The sequence below is a fragment of the Stenotrophomonas sp. SPM genome (genome assembly GCF_003105135.1).
GTDB lineage: Bacteria > Pseudomonadota > Gammaproteobacteria > Xanthomonadales > Xanthomonadaceae > Stenotrophomonas.
Genome location: NZ_QETL01000020.1, coordinates 1 through 25429, shown reverse-complemented (window position 1 = coordinate 25429; position 25429 = coordinate 1). Strand labels below are relative to the sequence as shown.

At 66.7% G+C, this 25429-nt stretch carries 21 protein-coding genes and 2 pseudogenes; 8 read left to right on the top strand and 15 right to left on the bottom strand.

Going from position 1 to position 25429, the window contains the following annotated elements; genetic code table 11:
- Nucleotides 1-5: 5 nt before the first annotated feature.
- The 5 genes from DCO49_RS07085 to DCO49_RS07065 are packed head-to-tail and all read right to left on the bottom strand — an operon-like array spanning nt 6 to nt 3835.
- Nucleotides 6-371 (bottom strand): EamA family transporter, encoded by a 366-nt coding sequence (locus DCO49_RS07085; RefSeq protein ID WP_116863423.1) that lies wholly within the window; start codon nt 369-371, stop codon nt 6-8.
- Nucleotides 368-1135, bottom strand: coding sequence for a GNAT family N-acetyltransferase (locus tag DCO49_RS07080; RefSeq protein ID WP_116863422.1), 768 nt, complete (start codon nt 1133-1135; stop codon nt 368-370). The genes DCO49_RS07085 and DCO49_RS07080 overlap by 4 nt, the downstream gene beginning before the upstream one ends.
- The gene (locus tag DCO49_RS07075; RefSeq protein WP_243402686.1) at nt 1119-2129 is read right to left on the bottom strand and encodes a glycosyltransferase family 2 protein; all 1011 of its coding nucleotides are present in this window, start codon (nt 2127-2129) and stop codon (nt 1119-1121) included. The genes DCO49_RS07080 and DCO49_RS07075 overlap by 17 nt, the downstream gene beginning before the upstream one ends.
- 21 nt (nt 2130-2150) lie before the next feature.
- Nucleotides 2151-3089: an electron transfer flavoprotein subunit alpha/FixB family protein gene (locus tag DCO49_RS07070; RefSeq protein ID WP_116863420.1), complete on the bottom strand. Its 939-nt coding sequence runs from the start codon at nt 3087-3089 to the stop codon at nt 2151-2153.
- Entirely contained in the window at nt 3089-3835 is a 747-nt protein-coding gene (locus tag DCO49_RS07065) for an electron transfer flavoprotein subunit beta/FixA family protein (protein WP_116863419.1), read from the bottom strand. The genes DCO49_RS07070 and DCO49_RS07065 overlap by 1 nt, the downstream gene beginning before the upstream one ends.
- 289 nt (nt 3836-4124) lie before the next feature.
- On the opposite strand from DCO49_RS07065, the gene rfbB reads away from it, so the two are divergent.
- The 4 genes from rfbB to rfbD are packed head-to-tail and all read left to right on the top strand — an operon-like array spanning nt 4125 to nt 7526.
- Complete coding sequence (rfbB, locus tag DCO49_RS07060) at nt 4125-5180, top strand: dTDP-glucose 4,6-dehydratase (protein ID WP_116863418.1); 1056 nt, start codon at nt 4125-4127, stop codon at nt 5178-5180.
- A 14-nt stretch (nt 5181-5194) separates the two neighbouring features.
- Entirely contained in the window at nt 5195-6082 is an 888-nt protein-coding gene (rfbA, locus tag DCO49_RS07055; RefSeq protein WP_116863417.1) for a glucose-1-phosphate thymidylyltransferase RfbA, read from the top strand.
- Nucleotides 6079-6636 carry a dTDP-4-dehydrorhamnose 3,5-epimerase gene (gene rfbC / locus DCO49_RS07050; protein ID WP_049434959.1) on the top strand — a complete coding sequence of 186 codons (558 nt, stop codon included), beginning with the start codon at nt 6079-6081 and terminating at the stop codon, nt 6634-6636. Before rfbA ends, rfbC begins: the two co-directional genes overlap by 4 nt.
- Entirely contained in the window at nt 6633-7526 is an 894-nt protein-coding gene (gene rfbD, locus DCO49_RS07045; protein ID WP_116863416.1) for a dTDP-4-dehydrorhamnose reductase, read from the top strand. The genes rfbC and rfbD overlap by 4 nt, the downstream gene beginning before the upstream one ends.
- Before the next feature lie 95 nt (nt 7527-7621).
- Here rfbD and DCO49_RS07040 read toward each other — a convergent pair whose 3' ends face one another.
- The 3 genes from DCO49_RS07040 to DCO49_RS07030 form a co-directional block, all read right to left on the bottom strand.
- Nucleotides 7622-9025: a mannose-1-phosphate guanylyltransferase/mannose-6-phosphate isomerase gene (locus DCO49_RS07040; protein ID WP_116863415.1), complete on the bottom strand. Its 1404-nt coding sequence runs from the start codon at nt 9023-9025 to the stop codon at nt 7622-7624.
- A 12-nt stretch (nt 9026-9037) separates the two neighbouring features.
- The gene (locus DCO49_RS07035) at nt 9038-10384 is read right to left on the bottom strand and encodes a phosphomannomutase (RefSeq protein ID WP_116863414.1); all 1347 of its coding nucleotides are present in this window, start codon (nt 10382-10384) and stop codon (nt 9038-9040) included.
- A gap of 95 nt (nt 10385-10479) precedes the next feature.
- Nucleotides 10480-13797, bottom strand: coding sequence for a DEAD/DEAH box helicase (locus DCO49_RS07030; protein WP_116863413.1), 3318 nt, complete (start codon nt 13795-13797; stop codon nt 10480-10482).
- A gap of 145 nt (nt 13798-13942) precedes the next feature.
- On the opposite strand from DCO49_RS07030, the gene DCO49_RS07025 reads away from it, so the two are divergent.
- Together DCO49_RS07025 and DCO49_RS07020 are read left to right on the top strand one after the other, a co-directional pair.
- Nucleotides 13943-14674 (top strand): CoA transferase subunit A, encoded by a 732-nt coding sequence (locus DCO49_RS07025; RefSeq protein WP_116863412.1) that lies wholly within the window; start codon nt 13943-13945, stop codon nt 14672-14674.
- A gap of 1 nt (nt 14675) precedes the next feature.
- Nucleotides 14676-15308 (top strand): CoA transferase subunit B, encoded by a 633-nt coding sequence (locus tag DCO49_RS07020; RefSeq protein WP_116863411.1) that lies wholly within the window; start codon nt 14676-14678, stop codon nt 15306-15308.
- A 38-nt stretch (nt 15309-15346) separates the two neighbouring features.
- Here DCO49_RS07020 and DCO49_RS07015 read toward each other — a convergent pair whose 3' ends face one another.
- Nucleotides 15347-17410, bottom strand: coding sequence for a glycoside hydrolase family 99-like domain-containing protein (locus DCO49_RS07015; RefSeq protein ID WP_116863410.1), 2064 nt, complete (start codon nt 17408-17410; stop codon nt 15347-15349).
- A 130-nt stretch (nt 17411-17540) separates the two neighbouring features.
- Here DCO49_RS07015 and DCO49_RS07010 point away from each other — a divergent pair.
- A pseudogene (locus DCO49_RS07010) lies at nt 17541-18092 on the top strand (alpha-ketoglutarate-dependent dioxygenase AlkB); the annotation flags it as partial.
- Between the two features lie 12 nt (nt 18093-18104).
- On the opposite strand, the gene DCO49_RS07005 reads toward DCO49_RS07010, so the two are convergent.
- From DCO49_RS07005 to DCO49_RS06990, 4 genes are read right to left on the bottom strand one after another with little or no spacing between them, the layout of a single operon-like run.
- The gene (locus DCO49_RS07005; RefSeq protein WP_116863409.1) at nt 18105-18746 is read right to left on the bottom strand and encodes an ABC-type transport auxiliary lipoprotein family protein; all 642 of its coding nucleotides are present in this window, start codon (nt 18744-18746) and stop codon (nt 18105-18107) included.
- Nucleotides 18743-19669, bottom strand: coding sequence for an MlaD family protein (locus DCO49_RS07000; protein ID WP_116863408.1), 927 nt, complete (start codon nt 19667-19669; stop codon nt 18743-18745). Before DCO49_RS07000 ends, DCO49_RS07005 begins: the two co-directional genes overlap by 4 nt.
- A gap of 3 nt (nt 19670-19672) precedes the next feature.
- Nucleotides 19673-20500, bottom strand: coding sequence for an ABC transporter ATP-binding protein (locus DCO49_RS06995; protein ID WP_207776471.1), 828 nt, complete (start codon nt 20498-20500; stop codon nt 19673-19675).
- A 1-nt stretch (nt 20501) separates the two neighbouring features.
- The gene (locus DCO49_RS06990) at nt 20502-21623 is read right to left on the bottom strand and encodes an ABC transporter permease (RefSeq protein WP_207776470.1); all 1122 of its coding nucleotides are present in this window, start codon (nt 21621-21623) and stop codon (nt 20502-20504) included.
- A gap of 92 nt (nt 21624-21715) precedes the next feature.
- Here DCO49_RS06990 and DCO49_RS06985 point away from each other — a divergent pair, with 92 nt between their 5' ends.
- On the top strand, nt 21716-22975 hold the full coding sequence (locus DCO49_RS06985) for a threonine/serine exporter family protein (protein ID WP_116863406.1): 1260 nt from the start codon (nt 21716-21718) through the stop codon (nt 22973-22975).
- 64 nt (nt 22976-23039) lie between these two features.
- Here the strand turns inward: DCO49_RS06985 and DCO49_RS06980 are convergent.
- Together DCO49_RS06980 and DCO49_RS06975 are read right to left on the bottom strand one after the other, a co-directional pair.
- A pseudogene (locus tag DCO49_RS06980) lies at nt 23040-23420 on the bottom strand (H-NS histone family protein); the annotation flags it as partial.
- Nucleotides 23421-23640: 220 nt separating this feature from the next.
- Nucleotides 23641-25332, bottom strand: coding sequence for a proline--tRNA ligase (locus DCO49_RS06975; RefSeq protein ID WP_116863405.1), 1692 nt, complete (start codon nt 25330-25332; stop codon nt 23641-23643).
- Nucleotides 25333-25429: the final 97 nt, after the last annotated feature.

The following is a 25429-nucleotide window of genomic DNA, read 5'->3' as shown; positions in this document are numbered from 1 at the left end:
TGGTTTCAGGCGACCGATCGTGACAGCACGACCACGCCCAGCATGATGATCAGCGTTCCGGCGATCTTGTATCCATCCAGCTGCTCCCGGAAGATCACGCTGGCAAACAGCGCGACCAGGAAGAAGTTGATCGCCATGTACGGGTAGGCCCGGCTGATCGGCATCTTGCTGATGGCGGCCATCCAGCACAGGGACGCGCCGAAGGCCGCCGCAAAAGCGGAAATGACCCAAGGCTTGAGCAGCAGCTGCACCAGGTTCAAGGGCTGCAGTGGTGCTGCGAGCAGATGGCCGTGGATGCCAACCTGCCATTTCAGGATCAGCTGGCCGTAGACGGTGAGTACGATCGTGAGGGCAATGAAGAGGTAGCTCATCGTGTGCCCTCACCGAGGGAATGCATCGGGTCGCGTTGCATGCGGCGATCTATGTGGTAGGTATCGAATGCGCAGTCGATCAACAGACCCGCGCGGGCCCATTGGCGCTGCACGGTGTAGTTCCATATCTGCGTGGAAATGACCAGGCGATGGTTGCCCAGGCCGGCATGATGACGCATGACGTGGCGGAGCAGGCGGCCGTAATGTCCACGGCGTTCAAACCGCGGATGAACCGAGTTGAGCAGGATATCGGCGACGCCGTCCTTGATGTCGCAGGTTGCGAATCCGGCAATGGCCTGTGCATCGGACACGACCCAAGTGGATTGGAGCTCATCCTGCGGTTGCAGACGGCTGTGGGCCCACTCGACGTAGCCTTCCAGGACCAGCGCGGGAGGTATCAGCGGGTTGGCGGAATAATGCGACCGGTAGCCCTGGAAGCCTGCCGTGGCGATGTCGATGATGGCCGGACGATCCGCCGGGGTCGCACGTCGCACCGAGGTAGACAACTCGCCCGATTCCGGGGTGAGGTCAATGCCGTGGTAAACCAGTGTATCGGCGGGAATGACCGTCTCGCCCGCCCGCTGCAGCGCCAGGGCGATATCGGTCCGCCCTGCAGGTACGCGGATGATCAGCAGATCGGCCGATGACGCGGCGATGCAGTCAACCACCTCGGCAAGAGGGGATTGCGCATTGAAACTGCCGCGCTCGACACGGATGCCGAAACGCGCACTGTCGGCCGGGGAAAAATCAATCTTCAGAGACATTCGAATGCGTGCCCTGCCACGTGTCTTGCCAGATGATGAACTGGGGACGCCGCTTCGATTCGCTGTGGATGCGGCCGATGTAGAGGCCGACCACGCCCAGGCTGCCCATGATGAAGCTGCCCACCAGCCAGATTGAAGCGAGGATGCTGGTGAAGCCCGCCACCCTGATGTCACCGGTCCAGTAACGGTAGACCGCGAGAAGCGCGATGCCCGCACCAATGGCGGCCAGTGCAAATGCCGCCGTCATCACCAGCCGCAGGGGCTTGTCCGAGAACGACAGCGCGATCCGGGTCGCCATCTGCAGGAGCTTGCGCAGCGTGTAGCCGCTCTTGCCCTCCGTACGACGACCATGCGATACCGGTACGCGCAGGGTTTTAAAACCGGTCCAGCGGGCCATCAGCGGGAGGAAGCGATCCGTCTCGGGCATCGCATTCATGGCATCGACAGCCTTGCGGCTGTAGGCACCGAAATTGGCCGTCGAAGGATCGTAGTCGGTGTCCGTCAGCCACCCCAGTGTCTTGTAGAAAGCACTGGAACCGCTTCGCTTCAGCCAGGTGTCCTGGCGTTCCACCCGCTGGCCCAGCACGATCTCGTTGTCACCTTCCAGGCCTGCCAGCAGCGAGGGAATTTCCTCGGGGACATCCTGCAGGTCGCAATCCATGACGATGACACGGCGGCCCTGAGCGTACTGCAGCCCCGCACTGATTGCCGCATGCTGTCCGAAGTTGCGGGACAGGCGCAGGCCGCGAACCCGGGAAGACAGCTTCCCGAGTTCGCAGATCCGCTGCCAGGACTGATCGGGACTCTGGTCGTCCACCAGGATGAGTTCGTGCGTCAGGCCCATGCCCGAGATCGCAGCGGCAACACGTTCGGAAAGCTGTTCAAGGCAACCTTCACAACCGTACACGGGCGCCACCACTGAAACGTCGGGGGTGGGGCCACTGTCCGGACGATTCTGATTGCCTGCCTCAGCGCGCATAGCGTACTCACCCATGATGGAAGCCGGAGTCCAGATTCAAAGTGCTGCTTCCAGTTCCGGCAGGATGGTGAACAGATCCCCGACCAGCCCAATATCCGCGATCTCGAAGATCGGCGAATCCGCATCCTTGTTGATGGCGACAATGGTGCCGGCATCCTTGATGCCGGTCAGGTGCTGGATGGCACCGCTGATGCCGACGGCCACGTACAGTTCCGGCGCGATGATCTTGCCGGTCTGGCCGACCTGCAGGTCGCTGGGCACGTAGCCGGCATCGACCGCGGCGCGCGAGGCACCGACGGCGGCACCGAGCTTGTCGGCCAGCTGGAAGATGACCTTGAAGTTCTCTTCCGAACCGACGCCACGGCCACCGGAGACCACGCGCTTGGCGCTCTGCAGGTCAGGGCGGTCGCTGGCACCGGCGGCCAGGCCGACGAAGCGGGTGTGCGTCGGCAGGGCCGCATCGACGCTGGCGGCTTCAACGGCGGCGCTGCCACCCTGGGCCGCTTCCGGCCACGATGCGGCGCGCACGGTGGCGACGACGATCTGGTCGGCCGGTGCTTCAACGGTGATGATGGCGTTGCCCGCGTAGATCGGGCGCTTGAAGGTGTGGCTGCCTTCCACGGCCATCAGGTCGGACACCTGGTTGACGCCCAGCAGGGCGGCCACGCAGGGCATCAGGTCCTTGCCGAAGGTGGTCGACGGGCCGAAGACGTGGGTGTAACCCTTGGCCAGCTGCGCGATCTGCGGGGCCAGCACCTGGGCGATGGCCTGCGCGTTGGCAGCGTTGGCCACGGTCAGGACCTTGGCGACGCCGGCGATCTTCGCGGCTTCAGCAGCCACGGCGGCCGGGTCGGCGGCCAGCACCAGCACGTCGATGCTGGCACCGCTGATGGCGGCGGCGGCGCTGACGGTCTTGGCGGTGGCGGCGTTGAGCTTGCCGTCCTGGTGCTCGGCGATGACGAGAATCTTGCTCATTACAGTAGCCCCTTCTGCTTGAGTGCGGCAACCAGTTCGGCCGCGTCCTTGACCATTACACCCTTGCTGCGCTTGGACGGCGCGGCGTACTGGGTGGTCTTGAAGGTATCGGCGGCTTCAACGCCGAGGTCGGCCAGCTGCAGGCTCTCCAGCGGCTTGGCCTTGGCCTTCATGATGTCCGGCAGCTTGATGAAGCGCGGTTCGTTCAGGCGCAGGTCGGTGGTGACAACGGCCGGCAGGTCCACTTCAAGCGTTTCCAGGCCGGCATCGACTTCGCGGGTCACCGTGGCCTTGCCGTCGGCAATCTCCAGCTTGCTGGCGAAGGTCGCCTGCGGGCGGCCCCACAGCGTGGCCAGCATCTGGCCGGTCTGGTTGGCATCGTCGTCGATGGCCTGCTTGCCGAGGATCACCAGGTCCGGCTGTTCCTTCTCGACCAGCTTGAGCAGGGTGCGGGCGGCGGTCAGCGGCTGGATGGCCTGATCGGTAACGACGTGAATGGCACGGTTTGCACCCATGGCCAGGCCATTGCGCAGGTGCGCCTGGGCGTCGGCCGGGGCGATGGTGGCGACCACGACTTCGGTGGCGATGCCCTTGTCGCGCAGGCGCAGGGCTTCTTCCAGGGCGATTTCATCGAAGGGGTTGGGCGACAGCTTGACGCCGTCGGTGACCACGCCGGAGCCGTCCGGCTTGACCTGAATGCGGACGTTGTAGTCCACCACGCGCTTGTACGCGACGAGGATTTTCATCTGGTACTCGATCCTTGTAGTGCCGACCACTGGCCGGCTCACAGTAACGGGAAACGTCCGGTCCTCGCACAGCAACCGGTTCGGGGGTGGGATCCTGATTCTAGCTGGCTTGAGGTGACCATGCGAATGCGTATGGTTTTGCTGCGATGCCGCAAAAAGGGGCGCTTCTGTCCCGTCATTCACGTTCTGCACGCAGTCGTGAAGTTCGGCGCCATGTATGCTGTGCCGCTGTATCGAAGCGTGCTGAGCGCTTCCTTTGGAAGAAATCAAAATAACAGGAGATCAGGTAGTGTCCACTTGGCTTGTCACCGGCGGCGCCGGTTTCATTGGCGGCAACTTCGTTCTCGAAGCAGTCGCCCGCGGCATCAAGGTCGTCAATCTCGACGCGCTGACCTACGCCGGCAACCTGAAGACCCTGTCCAGCCTGGACGGCAACCCGAACCATGTGTTCGTGCAGGGTGACATCGGCGACAGCGCCCTGGTGGCCCGCCTGCTGGCCGAACACCAGCCCGACGCGGTGCTGAACTTCGCTGCCGAAAGCCACGTTGACCGCTCCATTGACGGTCCGGGTGCCTTTATCCAGACCAACGTGGTCGGCACCCTGGGTCTGCTGGAGGCGGTGCGCGACCATTGGAAGGGCCTGCCGGCCGAGCAGGGCGCGGCCTTCCGCTTCCTGCACGTGTCCACCGACGAGGTGTACGGCACCCTGGGCGAGACCGGCAAGTTCAGCGAGACCACCCCGTACGCGCCCAATTCGCCGTACTCGGCGTCCAAGGCTGCTTCGGACCACCTGGTGCGCGCGTTCCATCACACCTACGGGCTGCCGGTGCTGACCACCAACTGTTCCAACAACTATGGCCCGTACCACTTCCCTGAAAAGCTCATCCCGCTGGTGATCGCCAAGGCACTGGCCGGCGAACCGCTGCCGGTGTACGGCGACGGCAAGCAGGTGCGTGACTGGCTGTTCGTCACCGACCACTGTGAAGCAATCCGTACCGTGCTGGCCAAGGGCCAGGTCGGCGAGACCTACAACGTCGGCGGCAATTCGGAAAAGCAGAACATCGAAGTCGTGCAGGCGATCTGCGCGCTGCTCGATGCCCGCCGCCCGCGTGAGGATGGCCAGCCGCGCAGCAGCCAGATCACCTACGTGGCCGATCGCCCCGGTCATGACCGCCGCTACGCGATCGATGCCTCGAAGCTGAAGAACGACCTGGGCTGGGAACCGGCCTACACCTTCGAGCAGGGCATTGCCTTCACCGTTGACTGGTATCTGGACAACCAGGAGTGGGTGAACGGCGTGCTGGATGGCAGCTACCGCCTGCAGCGCATCGGCACCAGCGCCTGATACCGGGAGAGAACATGACGCAGCGTAAAGGCATCATCCTGGCCGGCGGCTCCGGCACCCGGCTGTATCCGATCACCAAGGGCGTCAGCAAGCAGCTGCTGCCGGTGTACGACAAGCCGATGATCTATTACCCGCTCAGCGTGCTGATGCTGGCGGGCATCCGTGAAGTGCTGATCATCAACACCCCGCACGAACAGGCGTTGTTCCAGCAGCTGCTGGGCGACGGTTCGCAGTGGGGCATGGACATCCAGTACGCCGTGCAGCCCAGCCCCGACGGCCTGGCGCAGGCCTACCTGATCGGCCGCGACTTCGTGGCCGGCAAGCCGAGCTGCCTGGTACTGGGTGACAACATCTTCCACGGCCACGGCCTGCGCGAGGTGCTCAAGCGCGCTGACCAGCGCGTGGACGGCTCGACCGTGTTCGGCTACTGGGTGAACGACCCGGAGCGCTACGGCGTGGCCGAGTTCGACACGAGCGGCAAGGTGGTGGACCTGGTGGAAAAGCCGGAAAACCCGCGCTCGAACTATGCGGTCACCGGTCTGTACTTCTACGACGGCAACGCCAGCGCCCATGCCGCCGAACTGAAGCCGTCGCCGCGTGGCGAGCTGGAGATCACCGATCTCAACAAGCGCTACCTTACCGAGGGCAACCTGCATCTGGAAGCGCTGGGCCGCGGTTATGCCTGGCTTGATACCGGCACCCACCAGTCCCTGCTGGAAGCCTCCAACTTCATCGAGACCATCCAGACCCGGCAGGGCCTGCAGGTCTGCTGCCCGGAAGAAATCGCCTTCGGCCAGGGTTGGATTAATGCCGAGCAGCTGGAGGCGCTGGCCGCCCCGCTGATCAAGAATGGCTACGGCCAGTACCTGCACAAGCTCGCCCTGCGTGGAGTCGTTCCGTGAAAGTGATTGAAACCAAGCTGCCCGGCTGCGTGGTGATCGAGCCGGCGGTGTTCGGCGATGCCCGTGGGTACTTCTTCGAGACCTGGAACGCCGAGCGCTTCGCCGCGCTGGGCCTACCGGACCGGTTCGTCCAGAGCAACGTCTCGACCTCGGCGCAGGGCGTGCTGCGCGGCCTGCATTACCAGTGGCCGCGCCCGCAGGGCAAGCTGGTCAGCGTGCTGGAAGGCGAGGTCTATGACGTCGCCGTCGACATCCGTCGCGGCTCGCCGACCTTCGGCCAGTGGGAAGCGGTGGTGCTGAGCGCGGAGAACAAGAAGCAGTTCTGGATTCCGGAAGGCTTCGCCCACGGCTTCGCCGTGCTGTCCGAGCGTGCGGTGTTCAGCTACCTGTGCACCGAGGTCTATCTGAAGGACTTCGATGCCGGCGTGCGCTGGAACGATGCCGACATCGCGGTGGACTGGCCGGTGAGCGCACCGACCCTGTCGGCCAAGGATGAGAGCGCACCGTTCCTGAAGGACATCGCCGAAGACCGCCTGCCGGTCTACGTTCCATGACCGTGCTGGTATTTGGCGGCAACGGCCAGGTCGGGCAGGAACTGCTGCGCGCGCTGGTCCCGTTGGGGCCGGTGCTGGCGACCACGCGCAGTGGCCAGCTCCCCGACGGCAGTGCGTGCGAGGTGGCCGATTTCGGCCAGCCCGACAGCCTGCCGGCGCTGCTGGACCGCCTGCAGCCGTCGGTGGTGGTCAATGCTGCCGCGTACACGGCAGTCGATCGTGCCGAGCAGGACGTGGAGGCCGCGTTCGCGGCCAACGCACAGGCGCCGGGCGTGATTGCGCGCTGGTGTGCGGCCCATGGCGTGCCGTTCGTGCATTACTCCACGGACTACGTGTTCGATGGCCAGGGCAGCGCGCCCTACCGCGAAGACGAAGCGACCGCGCCGCTGGGCGTCTATGGCACCAGCAAGCGGGATGGCGAAGAGGCTGTTCGCGGCGCCGGTGGCCGCCACCTGATCTTCCGCACGGCGTGGGTGTACGCCTCGCACGGCGCCAATTTCCTGCGCACGATGCTGCGGGTGGGCGCCGAGCGCGACCAGCTGCGGGTGGTGGCCGACCAGATCGGTACGCCGACCCCGGCCGCGCTGATCGCCGATGTCACCGCACAGGCGCTGCAGCACCCCGGGCAGCTGTCGGGCACCTGGCACCTGACCGCCAGCGGCCAGACCAGCTGGCATGGATTCGCCGAGGCGATCTTTGCCGAAGCGTTGTCCAGCGGCGTGCTGGCCAAGGTGCCGGCCGTCGAAGCGATTCCCAGTTCCGAGTATCCGACCCCGGCCAAGCGTCCGGCGTGGTCGGTGCTGGACAACCGCCGGCTGCAGCAGGATTTCGACATCGTGCTGCCGTCCTGGCAGGACGGCCTGAAGCGCGTGATGGCGGAGATTGCCTGATAGCGGTAGCGCCGGGCCATGCCGGGCGGGTGATTGCAAGCCGCTGCACTCGCCGGCCATGGGCCGGCGCTACCGTCAAGCCCGCAGGCGCCTGATCAACTGCGCCCGTAGGTATCCTCGAAGCGCACGATGTCATCCTCGCCCAGGTAACTGCCAGACTGCACTTCGATCAGCTCGAGCGGCAGCTTGCCCGGATTGCGCAGGCGATGGGTCACGCCCAGCGGGATGTAGGTGCTCTGGTTCTCGCTCAGCAGGATCACTTCGTCGCCGCGGGTCACCTCGGCGGTGCCGCTGACCACGATCCAGTGTTCGGCGCGATGGTGGTGCATCTGCAGGCTCAGCGTGCCGCCCGGCTTGACCGTGATGCGCTTGACCTGGAAACGCTCGCCGTTGTCGATCGAATCGTAGGCGCCCCACGGGCGGTAGACCTTGCGGTGCCAGGTGGCTTCGTTGCGGCCGTCGGCCTTCAGCTGCGCCACCACCGTCTTGACCTCCTGCATGCGGTCAGCCTTGCCGACCAGCACCGCATCGTCGGTCTCCACCACGATCACGTCGTCCAGTCCGACCATCGCCACCAGGCGCTGGCCGTAGGCGTAGGTGTTGCGGCAGTCGATGGCGATCACATCGCCCTGGTGGGCATTGCCTTCGCCATCCTGCTGCGAGACATCGCGCAGCGCGGTCCACGAGCCGACATCGTTCCAGCCTGCGTCGAGCGGAATCACCACCGCATCGGCGGTCTTTTCCATCACCGCGTAATCGATGGAATCAGACGGCACAGCGGTGAACGCGTCCTTGTCCAAGCGGGTGAAGTCGGCATCGCGGCGCGACTGCTGCCACGCCGTGCGGCTGCCGGCCAGCATCGCCGGCTGGAAGCGTTCCAGCTCCTGCAGGTAGCGCGACGCCTTGAACAGGAACATGCCGCTGTTCCAGTAGTACTGGCCGCTGGCCACGTAGCCACTGGCGGTCTCCAGGTCGGGTTTCTCGACGAAACGCTCGACGGCGCGCAGTCCCTGGCCATCGGCCGCCTTGATGTAGCCATAGCCGGTTTCCGGGCCCGTGGGCACGATGCCGAAGGTCACCAACTTGCCGGCTTCGGCCGCGCTGGCAGCCGCCTGCACGGCGCTGCGGAATGCTGCCTCATCGGTGATTACGTGGTCCGAGGGCAGCACCAGCAGCAGCGCATCGGCACCGTCACGGGTGGCTTCCAGGGCAGCCACCGCGATCGCTGGCGCGGTGTTGCGGCCAACCGGCTCGAGGATGATCGCGGCAGGCTCCGCGCCGACCTGCTGCAGCTGTTCGGCGGCAACGAAGCGGTGTTCCTCGTTGGCGATCACCAGCGGCCCGCGGCTGGCGATGGGGGCTACCCGCTTCCATGTGGCCTGCAGCATGGTCAGCTGGCCGGCCAACGGCAGGAACTGCTTCGGGTAGGCTTCGCGCGACAGCGGCCACAGGCGGGTGCCGGAGCCACCGGACAGGATGACAGGCTGGATGTTGCTCATGATCTTCCTTGGTTACTGCTGGATAAGGCGGGAGAGCTCGTCGGTGCGTGCCTGCAACAGCGCGGCGTCACCGCGGGCTTCCACATTCAGTCGCAACAGCGGTTCAGTATTGGAGCTGCGCAGGTTGAAGCGCCAGTCGCCGAAATCGGCGCTGATGCCGTCGGTGTGGTCCAGCGCCGGCGCCTGTGCGGCGAAGTGCTCCATCACGCGCGCGACGGCCGCCTTGGCGTCAGCCACCTTGAAGTTGATCTCGCCGCTGCAGGGGAAGGCCGCCATGCGGTCTTCCACCCAGTCGGCCAGCGAGCGGCCGCTCTCGGACACCAGCTGCGCGATCAGCAGCCACGGGATCATGCCGGAGTCCGCATAGGCGAATTCGCGGAAGTAGTGGTGGGCGCTCATCTCACCGCCGTACACCGCGTCCTCGGCGCGCATTTTTTCCTTGATGAAGGCGTGGCCGCTCTTGCACAGCACCGGCACGCCGCCGGCCGCTTCGACCATTTCCACCGTGTTCCAGACCAGGCGCGGATCGTGCACGACCTTGCCGCCCGGCTGGCGGGCGAGGATGGCCTTGGCCAGCAGACCGACCAGGTAGTAGCCCTCGATGAAGCGGCCGGTGTGGTCGAAGAAGAAGCAGCGGTCGAAATCGCCGTCCCAGGCGATGCCGAAGTCGGCACCGTGTTCGCGCACGGCCTCGGCGGTGGCGGCGCGGTTTTCCGGCAGCAGCGGGTTGGGGATGCCATTGGGGAAGTTGCCATCGGGTTCATGGCAGATGCGGATGAATTCCAGCGGCAGGTGCGGCGCGAGCAGGTCGACGATGGCGCCGGCACCGCCGTTACCGGCGTTGACCACCAGCTTCAGCGGCTTGAGCTTGCTGGCGTCTACGTAGCTGAGCAGGTGGTCGATGTAGGCGCTCTTGTCGTGGCGCGCGGTCTGCGCTGCGCTCGCCGGCTGCGCGCTGCCGGTATCGGCGGCCACGGCGTCGGAGATCGCGAACAGGCCGGTGTCGGAGCTGATCGGCCGTGCGTTTTCCTTGACCAGCTTCATCCCGTTGTAGTCCATCGGGTTGTGGCTGGCGGTCACCATCACGCCACCGGCGGCGCCCAGGTGGTCGGTCTGGAAATAGACTTCCTCGGTGCCACACAGGCCGATGTCGATCACTTCGCGGCCGACACCACGCAGGCCGGCGGCGAGCGCGTCCTGCAGGGCCGGGCTGGTCAGGCGGACGTCATGTCCCAGGACCACCGGGCCCGGCGCGAGCTGAGCGGCCAGGGCCACGCCGATGCGACGGGCGAGGTCTTCGTTCAGTTCTTCCGGCACGCGGCCGCGGATGTCATAGGCCTTGAAGGCGGGCAGGGGCATCGGTCAATTCCATTGTGGGCACAGCCCGCGATTGTAGCGCCAGCCCTGTATGGGAATCGTTTTCATGCCGCAATGGGACCTGACCGGCCGACGCTTCAGGCCCGCGCCAGCCGCCCCCGCTTGCCCTTCGGCACCACCCCCGGCAGTGGCGCCAGCAGTGCTTCCAGATCCTCATCGTTGAAGCGCGGACCGCTGGCGTTACCACCTTCGAGAATGGAATCGGCCAGCGCCGCCTTGCGCTGCTGCAGCTCGGCAATGCGTTCTTCGATGCTGCCGGCGGCGATCAGCCGGTAGACGAACACCGGTTGCTCCTGGCCGATACGGTGGGCGCGATCGGTCGCCTGCCGTTCGGCAGCCGGGTTCCACCAAGGGTCAAAGTGGATGACCGTATCGGCAGCGGTCAGGTTCAGGCCGACACCACCGGCCTTCAGGCTGATGAGGAAAATCGGCACCTCACCCGCCATGAAGCGCTGCACCGGCGTGGCCCGGTCCTGGGTATCGCCGGTCAGCTGCACATGAGCCAGGCCCATCTCATCCAGTGCCTGTGCGATCAGCGCCAGCATGCTGGTGAACTGCGAGAACAGCAGGATGCGCCGGCCTTCTTCCACCATCTCCGGCAGCATCTCGCGCAGCAGGTCCAGCTTGGCCGACGGCGCACTGCGCTTGCCGGTCTCACCGGGCAGCAGCCGCGGGTCGCAGCAGACCTGGCGCAGCTTCAGCAGGGCGTCCAGCACCAGGATATGACTGCGTCCCAGGCCCTGCGCGGCCACGGCTTCACGAACCTTGGCTTCCATTGATGCGCGCACGGTTTCGTACAGATCGCGCTGTGCGCCTTCCAGCGCCACCGTGCGGGTGATCTCGGTCTTCGGTGGCAGCTCGGCAGCGACCTCGTCCTTGCGCCGGCGCAGCATGAACGGGCGCAGGCGCTGGGCGAGCAGGTGCGCGCGCTGCGGGTCGTGGCCGCGCTCGATGGGATGGCGCCAATGCTGGTTGAACTGCTTCTCGTTGCCCAGCAGGCCGGGCAGCAGGAAATCGAACTGCGCCCACAGCTCGCCCAGGTGGTTTTCCAGCGGCGTACCGGTCAGGCATAGGCGATGGCGCGCGTGCAGCGTGCGCATGGCGATGGCCGCCTTCGATTTTGCGTTCTTGACCTGCTGTGCCTCGTCGAGGATCAGCAGGTGATAGTCGTGGGCCAGCAGGGCCTCTTCATCGCGCCACACCAGCGGGTAGGTGGTCAGTACCAGATCGTGTTCGCCGATGCGATCGAAGTGGGCGGCCCGGTCGGCGCCATGCAGCGCCAGCACACGCAGGTCGGGGGCGAAGCGGGCCGCTTCACTGGTCCAGTTATGCAGCAGCGAGGTGGGCACCACCACCAGCGCCGGCTGCTGCAGCCGGCCCTGTTCCTTTTCCAGCAGGATATGGGCCAGGGTCTGCAGTGTCTTGCCCAGGCCCATGTCGTCGGCCAGCACGCCGCCGAGGTCCTGCTGCCGCAGGTACTGCAGCCAGGCCAGGCCCTGCAGCTGGTAAGGACGCAGGGAGGCGGCCAGCCCGGCCGGGGGAGTGACCTCGGTTGGCGCCGGAGTCTGGATCAGCCGCTGCACCAGCGCACGGGTGTCCTGGTGGCCCTTGAACTGCAGGCGCGCATCGTCCTGCAGGGCGCGCAGGCGGCCACGGTCACGCGCCGATACCCGCAAGGGGGCATCGCGCTGGGTGAACAGATCGGCGAGCAAGGCAATGACCGGCTTCAGGCGCGCGGCGCGAATCGCCAGATGAGTGTTGTCGTCGGCCGACAGCATCACGTGCTCGTCGTCATCGATGGCATCGATCTGCCCGCGCAGCCAGCGCGGATCGGTCTGCAGCACCGTGTGCAGCAGCGGAGCCAGCGGCACGGTGCGGCCATCGACCTGGATGTCCAGGCCGAGATCGAACCAGCCGTCTTCCGTCTGGCTGGGCTGGATGTCCAGATCGATATCGTCGATCAGGGTGATGCGGTGGCGGAAATCGTCATCCACCTCCACTTTCCAGCCGAGCGCTTCCAGCTGCGGCACGTCCTGCAGCATGAGCCGGGTCCAGTCCTGGCTGCGCAGGACGAACTGCGGTCCTGCGCCCTCCAGCGAGGCGCGGGGCGCCGTATCGCGGTGCAGGTGGAAGCCGCGCAGTTCGCGCTCGCGGCGCGCCTCTTCGGCAGGGTCGCGCGGCAGCAGGGCCAGCTCGCCGTTGGCGTCGTGAACGAACACGTTGGGGTCATCCAGGAAGCGCACGTGTTCGTCGTATTCGAAGGCAACGGTCGCAAAGTCCGCCCACCGCGAGGGCCCGCGACGGCTCATCCATGCCGGGCGGTACTCGAAACTGTGCAGGCGCAGTACGGGCGTCATCGCGCTGATCTGCAGCGTACGCATCGCATCAACCGAACCGGGGCGCGGCAGTGCCGGGTCCATCTGCTTCAGCACCTGCGCCACCACCGGCGCTTCGGTGGGCAGCAGGGGCGGCAGGGAGAGAAAGAAATCCGCATCCTGGATGCTCACATCGAGCAGCAGCGGCCCCACCTCGCCGGTAACGGGGTCGAGGTAGCCGGCGGCATTGCCCAGTACCAGGCCCTCGGCATCGCCGTCCAGGTGCAAGGAAGGAAACGACAGAAGCTCGCCATCCACCTCGTCCACCTCCCAGTGCAGCATGCCCTGGCGCGGCGCGCCGGCGCGTGCGGGCACGCGATCCCGCCCGCAGAAGACCCAGCCGTGGCCGCTGGCAACGATCAGTGCCAGCGTGGCGCCGATGTCGATGCGCGGCTCAGGCGTAGTGGCACGGCGCTCAGCCCAGAGCTGGGCGATGACCGATATGTCCGCCGGAGTCAGGTAATTGGGCGGGGTGAGCAGCATCTCGGCGGTGATTTCGGTCCACTTGCCGAACTCGATGCCGCCGTCGCCACGGTACTTCACCTTGCGCATCAGCACCGACGGGCGATGATTGACCGTGGACAGCTCAAAGACCACGCCATTGCGGACCGGCTTGGCCGGCTGGCTGCGCATGGCCTGCCAGCGCGACAGTTCCGCAAGCAGCTGCGGGCGCACGGGCTGCTCCAGTCCGCCGTCGGTCCCGACACCTACCGGGAACCATTCATCATCTTCGATGGCCCCATCCAGCAGGTAGACCATCAGCGTGGCGGCCATGTGTTTGCAGTTCTGGCCGACCGGGCAGGAGCAGTCTCCCTGCAGGCGGCTGCGGGGCGTGCGCATGCTTGCCGCCAAGTCGATCTTTACGCGGTAAGGCCGCGCGGCGGTGCCCTGCACCTCGGCGATGAGCACATCGCCGTGGCGTTCCAGCTGGCTTACTCCGCCCATGCACCGCTCGCCGCGGGTCAGCGTGGCGTCATCGAACCAGCGGGCCAGATCCTCATCGGTGTAGTGCAGAGACATCGTTTCCAGTGCCGGCGGCAAGCTCCCGTCGATTCGCCATTCTAGCGGGAGCCCGGCAGCAGGCCCATAAATGCTGCGGCGCATCCCAGCCATAGGGCGGGCCCCGGCTAGAATGCGCTGATTCTTCCCCCGTAGGGCTGTAGAAATGGAACACGCAACTTCCAGCGGCAAGCGCAGCAAGCGCTTCGCCTCGGCGGCGGAGGCCCTGCAGGGCGTCATCGCCGATGGCCAGACCCTGGCCGTGGGCGGCTTCGGCCTGTGCGGCATTCCCGAGGCGCTGATCGCCGCGCTGCGCGACAGCGGTGCCAAGGGCCTGACCGTGATCTCCAACAATGCCGGCGTCGATGGCTTCGGCCTCGGCCAGCTGCTGGAAACGCGGCAGATCAAGAAGATGATTTCGTCCTACGTGGGCGAGAACAAGGAATTCGAACGGCAGTTCCTGGCCGGTGAGCTGGAGCTGGAGTTCAACCCGCAGGGCACGCTGGCCGAGCGCCTGCGCGCCGGCGGCGCGGGCATCCCGGCGTTCTTCACCGCCACCGGATACGGCACCGTGGTGGCCGAAGGCAAGGAAACCCGCGAGTTCGACGGCAAGCACTACGTGATGGAAACCGCGCTGCGCGCCGACATCGCCCTGGTCAAGGCCTGGAAGGCCGACGAGGCGGGCAACCTGGTGTTCCGCAAGACCGCGCGCAACTTCAACCCGGCCTGCGCGATGGCCGGCAAGGTCTGCATCGTGGAAGTGGAAGAGGTGGTGCCGGTGGGTGCCATCGACCCGGACCAGGTTCACGTGCCGGGCATCTACGTGCATCGCATCGTGCACAACGCGCATCCTGAAAAACGCATCGAACAGCGCACCATCCGCGCGGAGGGCAACTGACATGGCGTGGACCCGTGACGAGATGGCGGCACGTGCCGCCCGCGAACTGACCGATGGCGCCTACGTGAACCTCGGCATCGGCCTGCCGACCCTGGTCGCCAACCACATCCCCGAAGGCGTGGACGTGTGGCTGCAGTCGGAGAACGGCCTGCTCGGCATCGGCCCGTTCCCGGCCGATGCCGAAGTGGACGCCGACCTGATCAATGCCGGCAAGCAGACCGTCACCGCGCGTGCCGGTGCCAGCTATTTCGGCAGCCATGACAGCTTCGCGATGATCCGCGGCGGCCACGTCAACCTGGCCATCCTCGGCGCCATGCAGGTGACCGACAAGGGCGACCTGGCCAACTGGATGGTGCCCGGCAAGATGGTCAAGGGCATGGGCGGCGCGATGGACCTGGTGGCCGGCGTGCAGCGCGTGGTGGTGCTCATGGAGCACACCGCGAAGAACGGCGAGCACAAGATCCTGGCCGAATGCTCGCTGCCGCTGACCGGCGTCGGCGTGGTCGACCGCATCATCACCGACCTGGCGGTGTTCGACGTGACCGACGACGGTCTGGTGCTGGTGGATGCGGCGCCGGGCGTGGCCGATGACGAACTGAAGGAAAAGACCGGCGTGCCGTTCCGGCAGGCCTGATAGAGGTGGACCGCAGGAGGCCGGCTGGCCTCCTGCACTCAGCCGCGCCGGGCGTAGGCGTAAGGGGTGTCCTGCGGCGGTGGAAGCCCGAGCAGGGCGGCAGCATCCTGCTGGTGGAAACCGGCATGGCGCGCGACCAGCGTGAACGTGCGCTCGATGGCATGCGCCAGCGTGCCATCCACCTGCCCAGCTTCGGTATCGAACAGCGACGGTTGCAGGTGGGTGTCCAGCATCGGCCGCAGCGCACCCAAGCGGACCCAGAACATGCTGCCGGCGATGAAGGTATCGGTGCCGGTGTCCGCCTGCGGTACACCGAAGCGGCTCAGGAGCCCCTGTACATTGCGCTCGTTGGCACCCCAGAAGTAGTCCAGGCGCTGCACGTGGCCCTCGGGAGGCACCAGGCCCAGGCCCGGCTGTTCGCGGAAGGCCTGGACGATGCGGGCGGCGCGCTCGGGCGCCACCAGGCGGTCGATCAGTTCATTGCGCCATTGCTCGCCATCATTGCGGTGGGTGGAGCGCTTGGTGTGCAGCTTCAGCACGATGTCTTCGCCTTCCTCCAGCAGCCTCTCGGCCATATGCAGGAAGGGCAGGATGTCGCGGCCATGGTTGGCAAACGCGTGGATCTCGCCGGCCAGGTCGCTGGCGGCGAGGATCTGACCCATCTCCTCCTCGCGCGCCGTGGTGGTGGTAACGACGATTCGCCAGTCGATACCGGTTGCCCGTACGGTCTCCAGCAGCTCCGCGAACACGTCCGGGTACCAGGCATGGATGACGACGCAGGGGCGGCGCACGGGAACGGCCGGTGGTGCCGGCGACAGCGCTTCGCGCGTGGCCTGCAGCCACGCATGGCCCAGTCGTGCATCCGGTTCCAGCACGGCGCCTTCGGCCCACTCGTTCCATGCATTGATGAAGACCAGCCGCTGGTCCTGCGGCGCCGCCGCCAGGCGCTCGTGCACCGTCCGGCGCAGCCAGTCGCGATAACCGCGCGGTGAGGCGTGCAGGTACACCCGGCCACGGCCGGAGCGCCGTGCCTCGTTGTCCCAGCCGGGATTCACGCCGGGGTAGAGCGGGTAGTCCGGCAGCGGCCGCGCGCCGATCTCGGCAGCCAGTTCGCGCCAGTCACGCACGTCGCCGTTGAACTCAGGATTGAGCAGCCACTGCTGCGCGGACAGCGAGGCAGGGTTGCTCATGTTAGGCGGGAATTCGACGGCGGCATCGAAGCCGATGTCGCGCGGATCGGGCCGCTCGAAGCCCTGCACATAGGCCAGGTGGATCTCGCCGACACCGTGGTCGCGGCACCAACTTCGCCAGCGCTCCGCGGTCGCCCGTGCATCGGGCATCAGGTGCGGGCGGTAGACCAGCAGTATCGGCCTGCCATCGACCTTCAGTGCGCGCCGGTCACGCAGGTACGGTGCTACGTGGGCGATGAAGGCCAGGTCATCCTCGGCGCTGTGCTGCTGGCCGATCAGGATGTCCTCGTCGCGGCCATCCCAGCGCCGCGCCCAGTTCTCGTTGGCCCAGCACAAGCAGAACGGCAGATCGATGCTGTCATCGGCCAGCCACTGCTGCAGCGGGTCCTCCATCAGGGTGCGGCCACTGAACCAGTAGTAGTAGAAGCAGAACGCGCCGATGCCATGTTCGGCGGCGAGCTTCGCCTGGTCGCGCATCACCTGCGGGTTGCGCAGGTCGTAGAAGCCGAGATCGGCAGGCAGGCGCGGTTGGATGTGGCCTTCAAACTGCGGCAACGCGCGGGTGACGTTGCGCCACTCGGTGAAGCCCTTGCCCCACCACGCGTCGTTCTCGGCGAAGGTGTGGAACTGCGGCAGGTAGAAAGCGACAAGGGTGGCCGGCAGCGGGGTAGGCAGGGCGTCCTGCCGATAGCTGCGGTGGCCGATCGCGGCCTCGTCGGCACGCCAGCGCAGCTGCGCGCCCGAACGGGGGCCGTCGGTGTCCTGCTGACCCTTGGGCGGCGGCGGCACCCAGTCACCATGGCGGGCCAGCAGGCGGGTCCGCAGCCGGTCGCGCTGCCCCTCGGACAGGGGCAGCAGCCGGAAGGCCGCACGCAGCAGCGGGAACAGGGCCTGGCGCAGGCTGCCGCTCATTGCGGCACGCGCCGGGAAGGGCGGGCGAGGGCGGGCATGGAGGTCGTGGAAAGGGTCATGGACGCATTTTCGACGCTGGCGGCCATCACGGCAAACCGGATCGCGGCGGCTGCCGTGCTAGCGTGGCGAGATGCTGTTTCCCCCCGACCTGCCCGATGCCGACGTCCAGCACCTGCCGGGCTGGCTGCCCGCCGACGCTGCCGATGCGCTGCTGCCGGCGCTGCAGGCGGAACTGCCGTGGGAGGTGCACCGCATCCGCATGTTCGGCAACTGGGTGGATTCGCCGCGGCTGAGCTGCTGGATCGGTGATCCGCAGGCGCGCTATCGCTATTCCGGCGCTGAATTCGTGCCGCACCCCTGGCCGCCGCGGCTGCAGGCCTTGCGCGAGCGCCTGCAGGCGCAGGGCATCGGCGCGTTCAACAGCGTGCTGGTCAACCGCTACCGCAACGGCGGCGATTACATGGGCTGGCACAGCGATGACGAGCCGGAGCTGGGGGCGTCGCCGCTCATCGCCTCGCTCAGCCTGGGCTCGGCGCGCCGGTTCCTGCTGCGGCGGCGCGACGATCCCGCGCGCAAGGCCGAATTCCTGCTCGGTCACGGCGACCTGCTGCTGATGGGCGGCAGCACCCAGCGCTTCTACCAGCACGCGCTGCCTAAGATGGCGCGGGTGCAGGGCGAGCGCAGCGGATACGGTTCAGCGCTTCTGCGCGGCCGTGTCGTTCTGCCCGTTCACCAGCGTCCAGCCCACCACGTCCTGCGCCAGCTGCTGCAGGCCACGCTCGAAGGCGGCGGCCACGGCCGCTACGTCGGTGCTGCCTACCGGCTGCGCCTGGCGGAACGTGCGGTCGGCCACCACGCGCTGGTCGGTGGTGTGGATCAGCTTGGCGTTCACTTCGATCACCACGGTCGGCGTAGCCTGGCCCTGGTAGTCCGATTCGAAGCGGCGGATATCAGTGGCCAGCTTGTAATCGGCGCGGATGCCGGCGGCGGTGCGGGCCACGCCGCGCAGGCGGCCGGAATCCTCGAAGCCGCGCAGCAGGGTGTCTTCGATGATGTCGGTGGCAGGCTGTGCCCAGCTGGCACCCTTGTAGATCTCCAGCTCGGACGGCGTCGGCCGCACGTTGATGCGCGGGCTGTCGACCATGCGCGCGGCGCTGGGCTTGGACACCACCAGCTGCCAGTCGGCCTGCGGCCAGGCCGGGTCGACCTTCACCTGCACGGCGGGCGAATACAGGGTGACCGGGATCTTGTCGCCGCTGCCGAGGATCGAGCAGCCACCCAGCAGGGCGACGGCCGAGGCGGCCAGCAGCAGGCGCGGAAGGGTCATCGGGCTCATTTGGGTTCGAACTCCTTCGGTGCGTCGCGGCCCAGCAGGTAGCGCGCGGGGTTGTTCTCGAGGCGGTCGCTGACCCGGCGCAGGTCGCGGATCAGGCCACGCAGTTCGTTCAGCGTCGGGCCCAGCTGGCCCAGGCCATCGTTGGCGAAGCTGTTGATGGCCGCACGGTTCTCGCCGAGGATCGAATCGGCATTGCCGGCCGCCGAATCAAGCTTGCCGAGGGTGGCGTCGAGCTTGTCGATGATGCCCGGCAACTGCTGCACCAGGTTCTTGTCCAGGCGCTCGATGGTGCCGTTGGTGGTCTTCAGCGTGGTATCCAGGCTGCGTGCGGCATCGCGTGCGCTGAGCAGCAGCGCCTGGGTGCCCTGGTCACGGTCGGCCAGGCCGCCGCTGATCGTCTCCAGGTTGGCCAGGGTGGCGTTGATCGAGGCCACGTTGCGATCACTGAGGACCTGGTCCATGCGTTCGACGATGCGGTTGGCCACGTCGGTGATGTTCTGCAGCGCCGACGGCGTGGTCGGGATGATCGGCGCCGGATCCTTGTTGACCGTGGTCAGCGTCGGCGCCTGCGGCGTACCACCGCTGAGCTGGATGATCGACGGGCCGGTCAGGCTGGTGATCGCCAGCTTGGCGCGGGTATCGGTCTTGACCGGGGTGTTGGAGTTCAGGCGGATGCGCGCCACGACCTGGCGCGGGTCGTCCGGCACCAGGTTCAGTTCGGTGATCGAGCCCACCGCGATGCCGTTGTACTGCACCGGGCTGCCCACCGACAGGCCGGTCACCGCCTCGCGGAACACCACGCGATACTCCTGCCAGGTGCGGTCGGAAGAATACTTGGCTGCCCACAGGCCGAAGGCCAGCAGGGCCAGGCCGGTGATCAGGGTGAACGCACCGATCAGCACGTAGTTGGCTTTGGTTTCCATGGCTCAGGCACTCTTGATCTGTTCGCCGCGTGCGGCACGCGCGCGGGGTCCGTGGAAATATTCCTGGATCCACGGATGGTCCAGTTGCTCAAGTTCGGACAGCGGCGCGTTGGCCACCACCCTGCGGTCAGCGATCACCGCCACCCGGTCGCAGATCGCATACAGCGTGTCCAGGTCGTGGGTGATCAGGAACACGGTCAGGCCCAGCGCTTCCTGCAGGGTCTTGATCAGGCGGTCGAAGGCGGCCGCGCCGATCGGGTCCAGGCCGGCGGTGGGTTCGTCCAGGAACAGCAGTGGCGGGTCCAGCGCCAGCGCCCGCGCCAGGCCGGCGCGCTTGCGCATGCCGCCGGACAGCTGCGAAGGCAGTTTGTTGATTGCATCGGCGGGCAGGCCGGCCAGCTTCACCTTCAGCAGGGCCAGTTCGTAGTGCCAGCGCTCGGGCAGCTCGCGGTGGTGTTCCTTCAGCGGCACCTGCACGTTCTCGCCCACGGTCAGCGAGGAGAACAGGGCGCCATCCTGGAACAGCACGCCGGTGTTGCGCTCGATGTGAAGGCGGCTTTCGGCATCGTCGGCGCGCGCGTCGCGGCCGAGCACCTCGATCTGCCCCTCGTCTGGCACGCGCAGGCCGAGGATCGAGCGCATCAGCACCGATTTGCCGGTGCCCGAACCGCCGACCACGCCGAGGATCTCGCCGCGGCGCACGTCCAGGTCCAGGCCTTCGTGCACGGTCTGGCTGCCGAAGCGGTTGACCAGCCCGCGCACGCGGATGGCCAGGTCGTGGCCCTGGTCGTCCTGCATGGCGGTGTCGGTGGGGGTGTCGTGTGCGTTCATGTCACCAGTCCATGTGCATGAACCACAACGCCGCGAAGGCGTCGATGATGATGACCAGCGAGATGGTCTGCACCACGCTGGAGGTGGTGCGTTCGCCCACCGACTGCGCCGTGCCTTCCACCTTCAGTCCTTCGAGGCAACCTATCAGGCCGATCACCAAGGCAAAAACCGGCGCCTTCGACAGGCCAACCAGCAGGTGCCGCACTTCCATGGTTTCGTGCATGCGCGCGATATACATCTGCGGTGGAATATCCAGATCGAACGCGCCGACGGTGATGCCGCCAGCCAGGCCGGCGATCATCGCGATGAAGGTCAGCAACGGCAGGGTCACCAGCAGGGCGAGCAGGCGCGGCAGCACCAGCAGGTCGACCGGGTCCAGGCCCAGCGTGCGCATCGCATCGATTTCCTCGCGCGCCTTCATCGCACCGATCTGCGCGGTGAACGCACTGGCGGTGCGGCCAGCCAGCACGATGGCGGTGAGCAGTACGGCGAACTCGCGCAGGAAGGCGATGTTGACCAGTTCGACCACGTAGATCTCCGCGCCGAAGTCGCGCAGGATGGTCGAGCCGAGGAAGGCGATGACCGCACCAACCAGATAGGACAGCAGCGCCACCAGCGGCACCGCATCCAGGCCCACCTGCTCCATCTGGTGCACGGTGGCGGTCAGGCGGAAGCGCCGTGGTTCCTTCACCAGCCGCGCGGCCTTCACCAGGTTCTCGCCGAGGAAGCTGCACAGCGCCTTGATGTTGTGGGCAGTGGCATGGACGCTGACGCCGAGGCGTTCAAGCGCGGCCAGTACGCCGAAATCGCGCTTGGGCTTGGGGCGGTCGTCGGCCACTTCCTCGATGGTGCACACCAGCGCCTGGTGGTCAGCGCGGAACTGCAGGGCGTGCTCGCCGAGATCGGCACGATGGGCCACGCGCAGCAGCTGCAGTACGCCGGCCGAGTCCAGCTGTTCGATGCCGGTGGCATCGATGCCGGTCAACGTGTCGGGAATGTCACGCAGCACCTCGGCCGCGTCCAGCGCGGTCTTCAGGGTCCAATGCCCGGACAGGCGGATCAGCCCGGGATCGTGGGCGTCCTGTTCAAGCCGGGGGGCGTGGTTCGGGGTCATGGGGGCCATTCGGCTCGCAGCATAACCGTTTCGCCCTGCGCGTCGCGTCGAACCGGGATGAATTTATCCGGCCGGGCTCTGCGTGGGTGATACTACGGCGCATGTCCGCCGATGCTCACGCCATTCCCACGCCCCAGGCCACCTATGCACAGCGCGTGGCCTTCGTTTCCGAGATCGCCGGACGCCTGCACAGCTATGGCACCACGGCCCAGCGGCTGGAGGCGGCCGTGGTCGCGCTGGCACTGCAGCTGGACCTGGACTGCGAGCCGTGGTCCAACCCCACCGGCATCATCCTCAGCTTCAGCGACCCGGCACGCGCCATCGGTTCCAGCGACATCACCCGGGTGATCCGCCTGGCGCCGGGCGAGAACGACCTGCACAAGCTGAGCGTGGCCGACCGCATCGCCGAAGAAGTGGCCAATGGGCGCATGAGCCTCGCACAGGGCCATACCGCGCTGCGGCAGCTGGACAAGGATCCCGGCCGCCGCGGCAAGCTGCGCACCATCCTGTCCTTCAGCCTGGGCGCGGCCGGCGTGGCCGGCATGTGGAAGCTGCCGTGGCTGGACATCGCCACCGCCGGCGTCATCGGCCTGATGATCGGCCTGCTGGGCATGATCACCGATCGTCGACCGGCCACCCGCGAAGCGGGCGAAGCGCTGGCCGCGCTGCTGGCCGGCATGGTCGCCACGCTGGTGGCCGCCTTCATCGGTGCGCTCAATCTCAATACCGTCATCATCGCTTCGCTGGTGGTGCTGCTGCCCGGCATGTCGCTGACCAATGCGGTCAATGAACTGGCCAGCCAGCACTGGGTATCGGGTACCGCGCGTTTCGCCGGTGCGCTGACCACCATCATGAAACTCAGCGTCGGCGCGATGATCGCGGTGACCCTGGCCGATGTGCTGGGCCTGGAGCCGGTGATCCGTGCCGCGCGGCCGCAGGGACCATGGGTGGAATGGGGCTCGTTGCTGACCGCGGCATTCGCCTTTGCGATGCTGTTCAAGGCCAACCGTCGCGATTATCCGTGGGTGATGGCGGCTTCGGTGGCCGGTTATGCCATTTCCAAATTCGGTGGCCACGCCTGGGGCGCACCGGCCGGTATTTTCCTGTCCGCGATGCTGCTGACCGCCGGCGGTAATCTGTTCGGCCGCCTGGTCGGGCGCCCGGGCGCGATCATCCGTCTGCCGGGCATCATCATGATGGTGCCGGGCAGCACCAGCCTGCGCGGCGTGCTGACCCTGGTGCAGCAGCAGGACGTGGGCGCCGGGCAGAGCGTGTTCCTCACCGTGCTCAACGTGGTGATGGCGCTGGTGGCCGGCCTGCTGTTCGGCAACCTGCTGATGCCGGCCCGCAAAACCCTGTGACGGTGCAAAAAAACGCCGGCTTTCGCCGGCGTCTTTCATTCCAACCTGATATTCGGCCTTACGCCTTCTTGATCAGGAAATCTTCCGGCTTCTTGCCGCCCTTGGCGGTCAGTTCGGCCATCCAGCGCGGCTGCTTGCCACGGCCGGTCCAGGTTTCCTTCGGGTTGGCCGGATTACGGTACTTCGGGGCAACCTTGCCCAGCTTGCGGCCGGCGGTCTTCGCCGGTGCCTTGGTGGCCTTCGTCGCCTTGCGGGCGCGCGGGGCGGCCGGGGCATCACCGAACAGTTCCTCGATGGTGTAACCCTCGGCCTTGGCCAGCTTGCTCAGCTGGGCACGCACCTTGGTGATCGGGCGACGCTTGGCCACGATGGTCTGCTGCTTCTTGGCGGTACGGATCAGGGCCCCCAGCTCGCGTGCCGACAGGCCGCTCAGGTCGATGCTCATTAACGATTACTCCGGAAACTGAATTAGGGACAGGGACGAGCCGGTCCGTGGCGTCGCGGGACAGAATAATGACGAATTAATCCCAGCACAAACATCGGCAGTCGCGACATGGCGGCCGGATGGCCCCAATGCGTCTATTTTGACCGGATTATGTCCGGCGCAGCTGCTGGTGCGCACAAAACAGGCAAAAAAAGACCGGGGCAGGCCCCGGTCTCTCTGGTCAGCCCTGCAGTCGCTGCAGCAGGGTGGTCTTGTCCAGGCTTTCCGCCTCGCTGGCACGGCGCGAACGGTATTCGAAGGTGCCGGCGGCCAGGCCGCGTTCGCTGACCACGACCCGGTGCGGGACGCCGATCAGTTCCATGTCGGCGAACATGGCGCCCGGGCGCAGGCCACGGTCATCCAGTGCCGCATCCAGGCCCGAATCGCGCAGCTCCTGCAGCAGGCCAGCGGCAGCATCAGCCACGCCGGCGTCGCCCTTCGGGTTGATCACGCACACCACCACCTGCCACGGCGCCATCGCCTCGGGCCAGATGATGCCGGCGTCATCGTGGTTCTGTTCGATCGCCGCAGCGACCACGCGGGAGATGCCGATGCCGTAGCAGCCCATCGCCATCACGGCGGCCTTGCCGTTCTCGTCCAGCACGGTGGCGTCGAGCGCGGCGGCGTACTTGCGGCCCAGCTGGAAGACGTGGCCGACCTCGATGCCGCGGGCGATCTTCAGCTCGCCGCCATCGACGGCGCGGTCACCAGCCTGCACGTTGCGGATGTCGGCCACTTCCGGCTCGGCCAGGTCGCGGCCCCAGTTGACGCCGGCCAGGTGGAAACCGGCCTCGTTGGCGCCGACGACGAAGTCAGCCATGGCCGCCACTTCACGGTCGGCGATCACGCGGATGGCTTTGGCCGGGGCGACCGGGCCGAGGAAGCCCGGCACGCTGCCCAGGTACTCGGCGATTTCCGCCTCGCTGGCGAAGCGCTGGTCTTCCAGGCCGGCAACCTTGCCAAGCTTGATCTCGTTGACGTCGTGGTCACCGCGGACCAGGGCCAGCACGAAGCCGGCTTCGGTCATCAGCGCCACCGACTTCACGGTGCGGGTCAGGTCGAGGCCGAGCAGGGCAGCGACGTCCTCGCAGGTCTTCTGCGTGGGCGTTTCCACCTTGCGCATGGCTTCGGTGGCAGCCGCGCGCGGTGCCGGATCGGCGGCCACGGCCGCTTCCATGTTGGCGGCATAATCCGAGCCGGTGGAGAACACCAGCGCGTCTTCGCCCGAATCGGCGATGACGTGGAATTCCTGCGAGGCATCGCCACCGATGGCGCCGGAATCGGCCTGCACCATGCGGAAATCGAGGCCCAGGCGGGTGAAGATGCGGCTGTAGGCCGCCTTCATGTTTTCGTATTCGCGCACCAGGCAGTCATCGTGCAGATGGAACGAATACGCATCCTTCATCAGGAATTCGCGCGCGCGCATCACGCCGAAACGCGGGCGGATCTCGTCGCGGAACTTGGTCTGGATCTGGTAGAAGTTGACCGGCAGCTGCTTGTAGCTGGACAGCTCGCTGCGCGCGAAATCGCAGGCCGCTTCTTCGGCGGTGGGGCTGTAGCAGAAGGTCTGTTCCTTGCGGTCCTTGATCTTCAGCAGCTGCGGGCCGAACTTTTCCCAGCGGCCGGTCTGCTCCCACAGTTCCTTCGGCTGGATGGTCGGAATCTGGAATTCGACGGCACCGGCGCGGTCCATTTCCTCGCGCACGATGCGCTCGACCTTGCGCAGCACGCGCAGGCCCAGCGGCGACCAGGTGTACAGGCCCGATGCCAGCTTGCGGATCATGCCCGCCCGCAGCATCAACCGGTGGCTGGTCAGCTCGGCGTCGCTGGGGGTTTCCTTGGTGGTGTGCAGGTGGAACTGGGAGAGGCGCATCGGCGGCTTCGGATAACGGCAGAGACGCCTATTCTGCCAGCCCGGCCGGGGGTTTGTACCGGCAGGGCTTGCAGCCCTGCACCCGCAGAGGCCACAG

What these genes read in the sequence shown, in the direction of transcription:
- DCO49_RS07085 (WP_116863423.1), bottom strand. Translation starts at nt 371, where the DNA reads ATGAGCTACCTCTTCATTGCCCTCACGATCGTACTCACCGTCTACGGC.
- DCO49_RS07080 (WP_116863422.1), bottom strand. Translation starts at nt 1,135, where the DNA reads ATGTCTCTGAAGATTGATTTTTCCCCGGCCGACAGTGCGCGTTTCGGC.
- DCO49_RS07075 (WP_243402686.1), bottom strand. Translation starts at nt 2,129, where the DNA reads ATGGGTGAGTACGCTATGCGCGCTGAGGCAGGCAATCAGAATCGTCCG.
- DCO49_RS07070 (WP_116863420.1), bottom strand. Translation starts at nt 3,089, where the DNA reads ATGAGCAAGATTCTCGTCATCGCCGAGCACCAGGACGGCAAGCTCAAC.
- DCO49_RS07065 (WP_116863419.1), bottom strand. Translation starts at nt 3,835, where the DNA reads ATGAAAATCCTCGTCGCGTACAAGCGCGTGGTGGACTACAACGTCCGC.
- rfbA (WP_116863417.1), top strand. Translation starts at nt 5,195, where the DNA reads ATGACGCAGCGTAAAGGCATCATCCTGGCCGGCGGCTCCGGCACCCGG.
- rfbD (WP_116863416.1), top strand. Translation starts at nt 6,633, where the DNA reads ATGACCGTGCTGGTATTTGGCGGCAACGGCCAGGTCGGGCAGGAACTG.
- DCO49_RS07040 (WP_116863415.1), bottom strand. Translation starts at nt 9,025, where the DNA reads ATGAGCAACATCCAGCCTGTCATCCTGTCCGGTGGCTCCGGCACCCGC.
- DCO49_RS07035 (WP_116863414.1), bottom strand. Translation starts at nt 10,384, where the DNA reads ATGCCCCTGCCCGCCTTCAAGGCCTATGACATCCGCGGCCGCGTGCCG.
- DCO49_RS07030 (WP_116863413.1), bottom strand. Translation starts at nt 13,797, where the DNA reads ATGTCTCTGCACTACACCGATGAGGATCTGGCCCGCTGGTTCGATGAC.
- DCO49_RS07025 (WP_116863412.1), top strand. Translation starts at nt 13,943, where the DNA reads ATGGAACACGCAACTTCCAGCGGCAAGCGCAGCAAGCGCTTCGCCTCG.
- DCO49_RS07020 (WP_116863411.1), top strand. Translation starts at nt 14,676, where the DNA reads ATGGCGTGGACCCGTGACGAGATGGCGGCACGTGCCGCCCGCGAACTG.
- DCO49_RS07015 (WP_116863410.1), bottom strand. Translation starts at nt 17,410, where the DNA reads ATGAGCGGCAGCCTGCGCCAGGCCCTGTTCCCGCTGCTGCGTGCGGCC.
- DCO49_RS07005 (WP_116863409.1), bottom strand. Translation starts at nt 18,746, where the DNA reads ATGAGCCCGATGACCCTTCCGCGCCTGCTGCTGGCCGCCTCGGCCGTC.
- DCO49_RS07000 (WP_116863408.1), bottom strand. Translation starts at nt 19,669, where the DNA reads ATGGAAACCAAAGCCAACTACGTGCTGATCGGTGCGTTCACCCTGATC.
- DCO49_RS06995 (WP_207776471.1), bottom strand. Translation starts at nt 20,500, where the DNA reads ATGAACGCACACGACACCCCCACCGACACCGCCATGCAGGACGACCAG.
- DCO49_RS06990 (WP_207776470.1), bottom strand. Translation starts at nt 21,623, where the DNA reads ATGGCCCCCATGACCCCGAACCACGCCCCCCGGCTTGAACAGGACGCC.
- DCO49_RS06985 (WP_116863406.1), top strand. Translation starts at nt 21,716, where the DNA reads ATGTCCGCCGATGCTCACGCCATTCCCACGCCCCAGGCCACCTATGCA.
- DCO49_RS06975 (WP_116863405.1), bottom strand. Translation starts at nt 25,332, where the DNA reads ATGCGCCTCTCCCAGTTCCACCTGCACACCACCAAGGAAACCCCCAGC.